6 protein-coding genes are annotated in these 5,910 nt (G+C 60.5%); 2 read left to right on the top strand and 4 right to left on the bottom strand.

Features of this window, described 5'->3' with window-relative positions; translation table 11 throughout:
• Window positions 1-97: 97 nt before the first annotated feature.
• Both JWR98_RS27660 and JWR98_RS27655 read right to left on the bottom strand, forming a co-directional pair.
• A complete protein-coding gene (locus JWR98_RS27660; RefSeq protein WP_078733582.1) occupies window positions 98-430 on the bottom strand; it encodes a hypothetical protein in 333 nt (110 codons plus the stop codon).
• 34 nt (window positions 431-464) lie between these two features.
• Window positions 465-1,109, bottom strand: a complete 645-nt coding sequence (locus tag JWR98_RS27655; protein WP_205491747.1) for an ATPase — start codon at window positions 1,107-1,109, stop codon at window positions 465-467.
• Window positions 1,110-1,238: 129 nt separating this feature from the next.
• On the opposite strand from JWR98_RS27655, the gene JWR98_RS27650 reads away from it, so the two are divergent.
• Window positions 1,239-1,511 (top strand): hypothetical protein, encoded by a 273-nt coding sequence (locus JWR98_RS27650; RefSeq protein WP_078733584.1) that lies wholly within the window; start codon window positions 1,239-1,241, stop codon window positions 1,509-1,511.
• Here the strand turns inward: JWR98_RS27650 and yfcF are convergent.
• Complete coding sequence (yfcF, locus tag JWR98_RS27645) at window positions 1,486-2,118, bottom strand: glutathione transferase (protein ID WP_078733585.1); 633 nt, start codon at window positions 2,116-2,118, stop codon at window positions 1,486-1,488. The genes JWR98_RS27650 and yfcF overlap by 26 nt on opposite strands.
• Before the next feature lie 185 nt (window positions 2,119-2,303).
• Between yfcF and JWR98_RS27640 the strand changes: the two genes are divergently transcribed.
• Window positions 2,304-3,458, top strand: a complete 1,155-nt coding sequence (locus JWR98_RS27640) for an acetyltransferase domain-containing protein (protein WP_205491744.1) — start codon at window positions 2,304-2,306, stop codon at window positions 3,456-3,458.
• A 26-nt stretch (window positions 3,459-3,484) separates the two neighbouring features.
• Here JWR98_RS27640 and metE read toward each other — a convergent pair whose 3' ends face one another.
• Entirely contained in the window at window positions 3,485-5,773 is a 2,289-nt protein-coding gene (metE, locus tag JWR98_RS27635; protein ID WP_205491743.1) for a 5-methyltetrahydropteroyltriglutamate--homocysteine S-methyltransferase, read from the bottom strand.
• Window positions 5,774-5,910: the final 137 nt, after the last annotated feature.

Genomic DNA, 5,910 nt, shown 5'->3' with positions numbered 1-5,910 from the left:
CTGTGGCGAGGGAGCTTGCTCCTGCCACAGATACAGTGTTGTCCCTTAACTCACTGGCATTAGCAGGGCAAGCCCCCTCCCACATTGGATTGGTGTGTTACTTACAGTCCTGTGCGGCCAGTTCAAGCCGTGACGGCGTCAACGCCGACGCCAGCGGCTTGCGCTCATACAAAAACACCTTGGCGCCCTCTCCGGCCTTGTAGGCCTCGAGCACATCGTCGGCGGCAATCTTGCTGGTCAACACCACCTTGGCGTGGCGCGAGTTCTGCGTCACGGTGGAGGTGATGCCGTGTTTCTCCAGCTTTGGCAGTACGCAAAGCACATAGGCTTCCGGGCTTTTGCTGGTTTGCAGGGTCAAGGTCGGGTCGTTGGGAGCGGAAACACAACCGGCCAGCAACAGGGCCGTGGTCGGTACGAAAAAAGAGCGCATGAAAAAATCCTGAGGATAAAAATAAAGGTTCACATCAACCCGCACGAACCAGCGCCTTGAGGGACGCATCGAACTGCTTCAAGGCATCGAGCTGCACATCCCGCTGCTGCTCGATCTGCGCGGCAATCTCCGGAGCGGCCTTGTCACGTACCCACACCGAGGGCACTTGCTTGTGTACCGAGCCTTCGGCCTTGGCGATATATTGCAGGTCAGCGTCATAGAACCGTGCAACAAACCGTGCCTCGACCTCATCGTTACGCTGGGTCAGCAGCTGGTTATGGGTATCGAGCATCACCACCACATCAGGATGAGCCTGCACCAGCGCGTCCAGAGTGTCGTAGACCGTAACGGACGCAAAGGTTCCCTGCAGCGAGCTCATCAACCAATCAATGGCCAGTTCCGGGTCGGAGCTGTTGACGAACGCCTGGCGGATACGCCCGTCGAGGGCATCCTTGGCGCCATTCAAGGCCACGTCGTGATAGCGTTCAAGATAGCTGAGATTGTCGCGGGTGTTGTCGCTCAACAACACACCCACCGATTGCCCGCGCTGCAGGGAGTTTACGCCAGTGGCGATAGGTAGCAAATGGCCTGTACGCAGATCGCCGGCAATGGCTGCATTGTTCACCACTACGGCGCCGAGCATCAGAATCATTAAGCCCAGCTGAATTATCGTCCTCATCGCGCATTTCCTTGAGCAGCGTTTCGATGGGGCAATTTTGCGCTTTCCCGGCAAAAACAGAACTTGCATTGCATGATGATGACTATTATCTGAAGCGATAGTGCTGCGATAAAACTGATAAGGACCGCCATGAAGCCCCACCAAAAAACCTTCGACCGCATCCGCGAAGCCGTACTGCCGGAGTTTCGCGAGCGCGTCGCCGATTACCTGGTCGAGTATGAAAACGTGCTGCTCGACGCCCAGGCTGACGCCGACCAGGTCAACGCCAGCGCCCAGCAACTGCGCGGCTACCTGCGCGGTTTGAACACTACGCGGGTGCTGGGCATGGCGGATTGGGAAGACCTGGACCGACGTGTGGAGCAAATCAGCGCAACGGCTACAGTGCCGGACGCGGCTGATTGAGCCATGCCTGTACCGAGGGCCGCTGCCACTGACGCCGGGCGTAGTCCACCAACTCGGCAGGAACGTCGTCGCCGTTTAGGATCAGGCGGTTAAGCATCACGGCCAGGTCCACATCGGCGATCGACCACTCGCCAAACAGATACGCCGGGTTACCCGCCAGCAATGCCTGCGCACCACCGATCAACTTGCGTGCGGCCGCCTGGGCCTCGGGCGACAGCGGCGGCCTCTGCTGCCCGCAGAACACCACCAGCGTGGAACGCTCCTGGCGAATCGGCAACAGATCGCTGCGCAGCCACGCCTGCACCTGCCGCGCCCTCGCCCGCTGCTTAGGGTCAGCCGGGTACACCGCGATGCTGGGGTAAGCCTCTTCCAGGTACTCGGTGATCGCCGAAGATTCCGACAACGCAAAATCACCCTCTACCAGGGTCGGTACACGTTGGCTCACAGACAAGCGTGCGTATTCGGCCGTCTGGTTGTGCGCGGCGTCCAGGTCGAGGCTGACCAGATCGAAGGCCAGGCCTTTTTCGCGCAGAGTGACAAACACCGACATCGCGTAGGGGCTGGTGAACAGCGAATCAACGTAAAGGCGCAACGGGCTCTGGCTCATGGGGCAATCTCCTTGAATGAACCCTAAAGCTACGAGATCCGCTGCAAGAAGGACAATGCGGCCTTTTTATGGGGGCATTCCTGGTGGGAATAGCGCACTGGTCGGGGGAGGACCAAAGGGCGGCAATGTGCAAGTTAATGTTATAGGATAACGCCCACTTTCCGCCCTGCCCTGCGACCTACCCCATGACCGATGCTGTTCCCCTGCGCCAACGCCTGCTTTCCATCGACGCCCTGCGCGGCCTGGTGATCCTGTTCATGCTGCTCGACCACGTGCGCGAAACCTTCTTGCTGCACCGCCAGGTCAGCGATCCCATGAGCATCGACAGCACCGAGCCTGCGTTATTTGTGAGCCGTACCCTCGCCCACCTGTGCGCACCGGTATTCGTGTTACTCACCGGGCTGTCGGCGTTTTTGTACGGTCAGAAGTATCAGGGGCGGCGCGACGTATCGGCGTTCCTGTTCAAGCGCGGGCTGTTCCTGGTGGTGCTGGAATTCACCCTGGTCAACTTCGCCTGGACCTTTCAACTGCCGCCCAGCGTGATCTACCTGCAGGTGATCTGGGCGATCGGCATCAGCATGCTCGCCCTCGCCGCGTTGGTGTGGCTGCCGCGTGCGGTGTTGATCATACTGGCGCTGGTGATCATCGGCGGGCATAACCTGCTCGACGCGGTGCATTTCGCGCCAGGGTCGGCGCTGCAGAATCTATGGGCGATGCTGCATGAACGCAGCTGGATCGACGTGTCGGATAACCTGCGCCTGCGCATCACCTACCCGGTGCTGCCATGGATCGGCGTGATCGCCCTCGGTTATGCCATCGGCCCCTGGTTTGCCAACGGCATGCCGCCGGCGTTGCGTCAGCGCTACCTGTTACTGGGTGGCGTGAGCGCGCTGGTGGGGTTTGTGCTGGTGCGCGCGGCCAACGGCTACGGCGAAAAGCCTTGGCAGGCGTATGAAAGCGGCGCGCAGACGTTGATGAGTTTTTTCAATGTGACCAAGTACCCGCCTTCGTTGCTGTTCCTGGGGTTGACCCTGGGCATCGGCTTGTTGCTGCTGTGGGCGTTTGAGCGTGCCGGGCACAAGCGTTGGATCGGCGTGCTGGCGGTATTTGGCGCTGCGCCGATGTTCTTTTACCTGCTGCATCTTTATGTGTTGAAAGTGCTGTATGTCGCCTGTGTTGGGTTGTTTGGGCTTAACCATGGCAACTACTTTGGGTTTGATGGCATGGGCGCCGTGTGGCTCGCGGCGTTGTTACTGCCGCTGGCACTGTACGCGCCCGTGCGTTGGTTCGCCGGGCTTAAAACGCGGCGACGGGACCTGGCCTGGCTCAAATACCTCTGACCGCCCTTCCCACATTTTGTAGGATGTTATGCCAACTCCGCCCGTAGTTGGCGAGCCGCGGTGACCATATGAATCAACGCCGCCTCCGTCTCCGGCCAAGCCCGTGTCTTCAACCCGCAATCGGGGTTCACCCACAACCGCTCGGCCGGAATCCGTTTGGCTGCCTTGCGCAGCAGGCCGGCCATTTCCGACGCATCCGGCACCCGCGGCGAATGAATGTCATAGACCCCCGGGCCGATGTCGTTCGGGTAAGCAAAGGATTCGAACGCGTCCAGCAGTTCCATGTCCGAGCGTGAGGTTTCGAGGGTGATCACATCCGCGTCCATCGCCGCAATGGACTCGATCACATCGTTGAACTCGCTGTAGCACATGTGCGTGTGGATCTGGGTTTGATCACGTACACCACAGGCGCACAGGCGGAACACTTCGGTGGCCCAGTCCAGGTAAGGCTGCCACTGCGCCTGGCGCAACGGCAGGCCTTCGCGGAATGCGGCCTCGTCGATCTGTACGATCCTGATGCCGGCCGCTTCCAGGTCCAGCACTTCGTCGCGAATCGCCAAGGCCAACTGGCGGGCCTGTACTTCGCGGCTCACGTCTTCGCGCGGGAACGACCACATCAGCATGGTCACAGGTCCTGTCAGCATGCCCTTCATCACCTTGCGGGTCAGGCCTTGGGCATACCGAATCCACTCTACGGTCATGGCTTTCGGGCGGCTCAGGTCGCCGAAAATCACCGCCGGTTTCACACAGCGCGAACCGTAGCTTTGCACCCAGCCGAAGCGCGTGAACACGTAGCCGTCCAGTTGCTCGGCGAAGTACTCGACCATGTCGTTGCGTTCGGCTTCACCGTGTACCAGCACGTCCAGGCCGAGGTTTTCCTGCACCTGCACCGCGTGCCTGATCTCACTGTGCATGGCCTCGACATACTCGGCCTCGCTCAATTTACCGGCCTTGTACGACTGGCGCGCCAGGCGAATCGAGGCGGTTTGCGGGAACGAACCGATGGTGGTGGTCGGGAACAGCGGCAGGTTGAGGCCGGCGCGTTGTGCGTCGATACGCTGGGCAAACGGCGACTGGCGTTGGCTGTCCTTGATGCTGATGGCCGCAACACGCGCTTGTACGGCGGGCTTGTGAATACGCGGTGATGCGGTGCGGGCGGCTTGCACGGCACGGCTGTCAGCCAAAGCCGCGAGTACTCCGGGCGCTTCGGGCTGCTCGACCGCCTGAGCCAGCACCGCCACTTCGGCGCATTTTTGCACGGCAAAGGCCAGCCAGCTTTTCAGCTCGGTATCCAACTGGTCTTCACGGCCCAGGTCCACCGGGCTGTGCAGCAACGAGCAGGACGGCGCCACCCACAGGCGATCACCGAGTTTTTCATGCGCGTGCTGCAAGGTAGCCAGGGCATTTTCCAGGTCGCAACGCCACACGTTACGGCCGTTGACCACACCCAGGGACAGCACCTTATACGCCGGTAGACGGTCGAGAATGGTCGGGTATTGCTCCGGGGCGCGCACCAGGTCGATATGCAGACCGTCGACCGGCAGGTTGGCGGCCAGGCCGAGGTTCTCCTCCAGGCCGCCAAAGTACGTCGCCACCAGTTTTTTCAACGGGTCGCGCTGGATCAGGTTGTAGGCGCGCTCAAAGGCATTTTTCCAAGCCTGCGGCAAGTCGAGCACCAGGATCGGCTCATCGATCTGCACCCATTCCACGCCCTGCTCCGCCAGACGCTGGAAGATCTGGCCGTACAGTGGCAGCAGGCGCTCCAGAAGGTCGAGCTTGTCGAAGTCGGCGCCCTTGGTCTTGCCCAGCCACAGGTACGTCAGCGGGCCGATGATCACCGGCTTGACGGTGTGCCCCAGCTCATGGGCTTCCTGGACTTCTTCGAAGAGTTGGTCCCAGCCCAGGTGGAACTGCTGATCGGCGCTGAACTCCGGTACCAGGTAGTGGTAGTTGGTGTCGAACCACTTGGTCATTTCCTGGGCGTGGGCACCGCCGCAGCAACTGTCGCTGACACCCCGGGCCATGCCGAACAGCGTGTGCAACGTGGCGTGGCCGTCAGCCGGGCGGAAACGCTCAGGGATCACGCCGAACATCAGCGAGTGAGTGAGGACCTGGTCGTACCAGGCGAAGTCACCGACGGGCAGCAGCTCAATACCGGCCTGTTTCTGCAACGCCCAGTGGTCCTTGCGCAGGTCACGGCCAACGGCGCGCAGTCCGGCTTCGTCGAGTTCGCCTTTCCAAAACGCTTCCTGCGCTTTTTTCAGTTCACGATCGCGTCCAATGCGCGGAAATCCAAGGGAATGAGCGACTGCCATGACTTACAACTCCACTACCATATTCGATGGCAGCCATTGTCGGCAGCGGAGGATAATGAGACAAACTCATTTTACTTTAGATGATCACAAGTTTTATTCATGCACGGGCAACCACCTGTGGCGAGGGATCTTGCCCC

The sequence above is a fragment of the Pseudomonas lactucae genome (assembly GCF_016937615.1).
GTDB lineage: Bacteria > Pseudomonadota > Gammaproteobacteria > Pseudomonadales > Pseudomonadaceae > Aquipseudomonas > Aquipseudomonas lactucae.
This window is presented reverse-complemented; position numbering and strand designations above follow the sequence as displayed.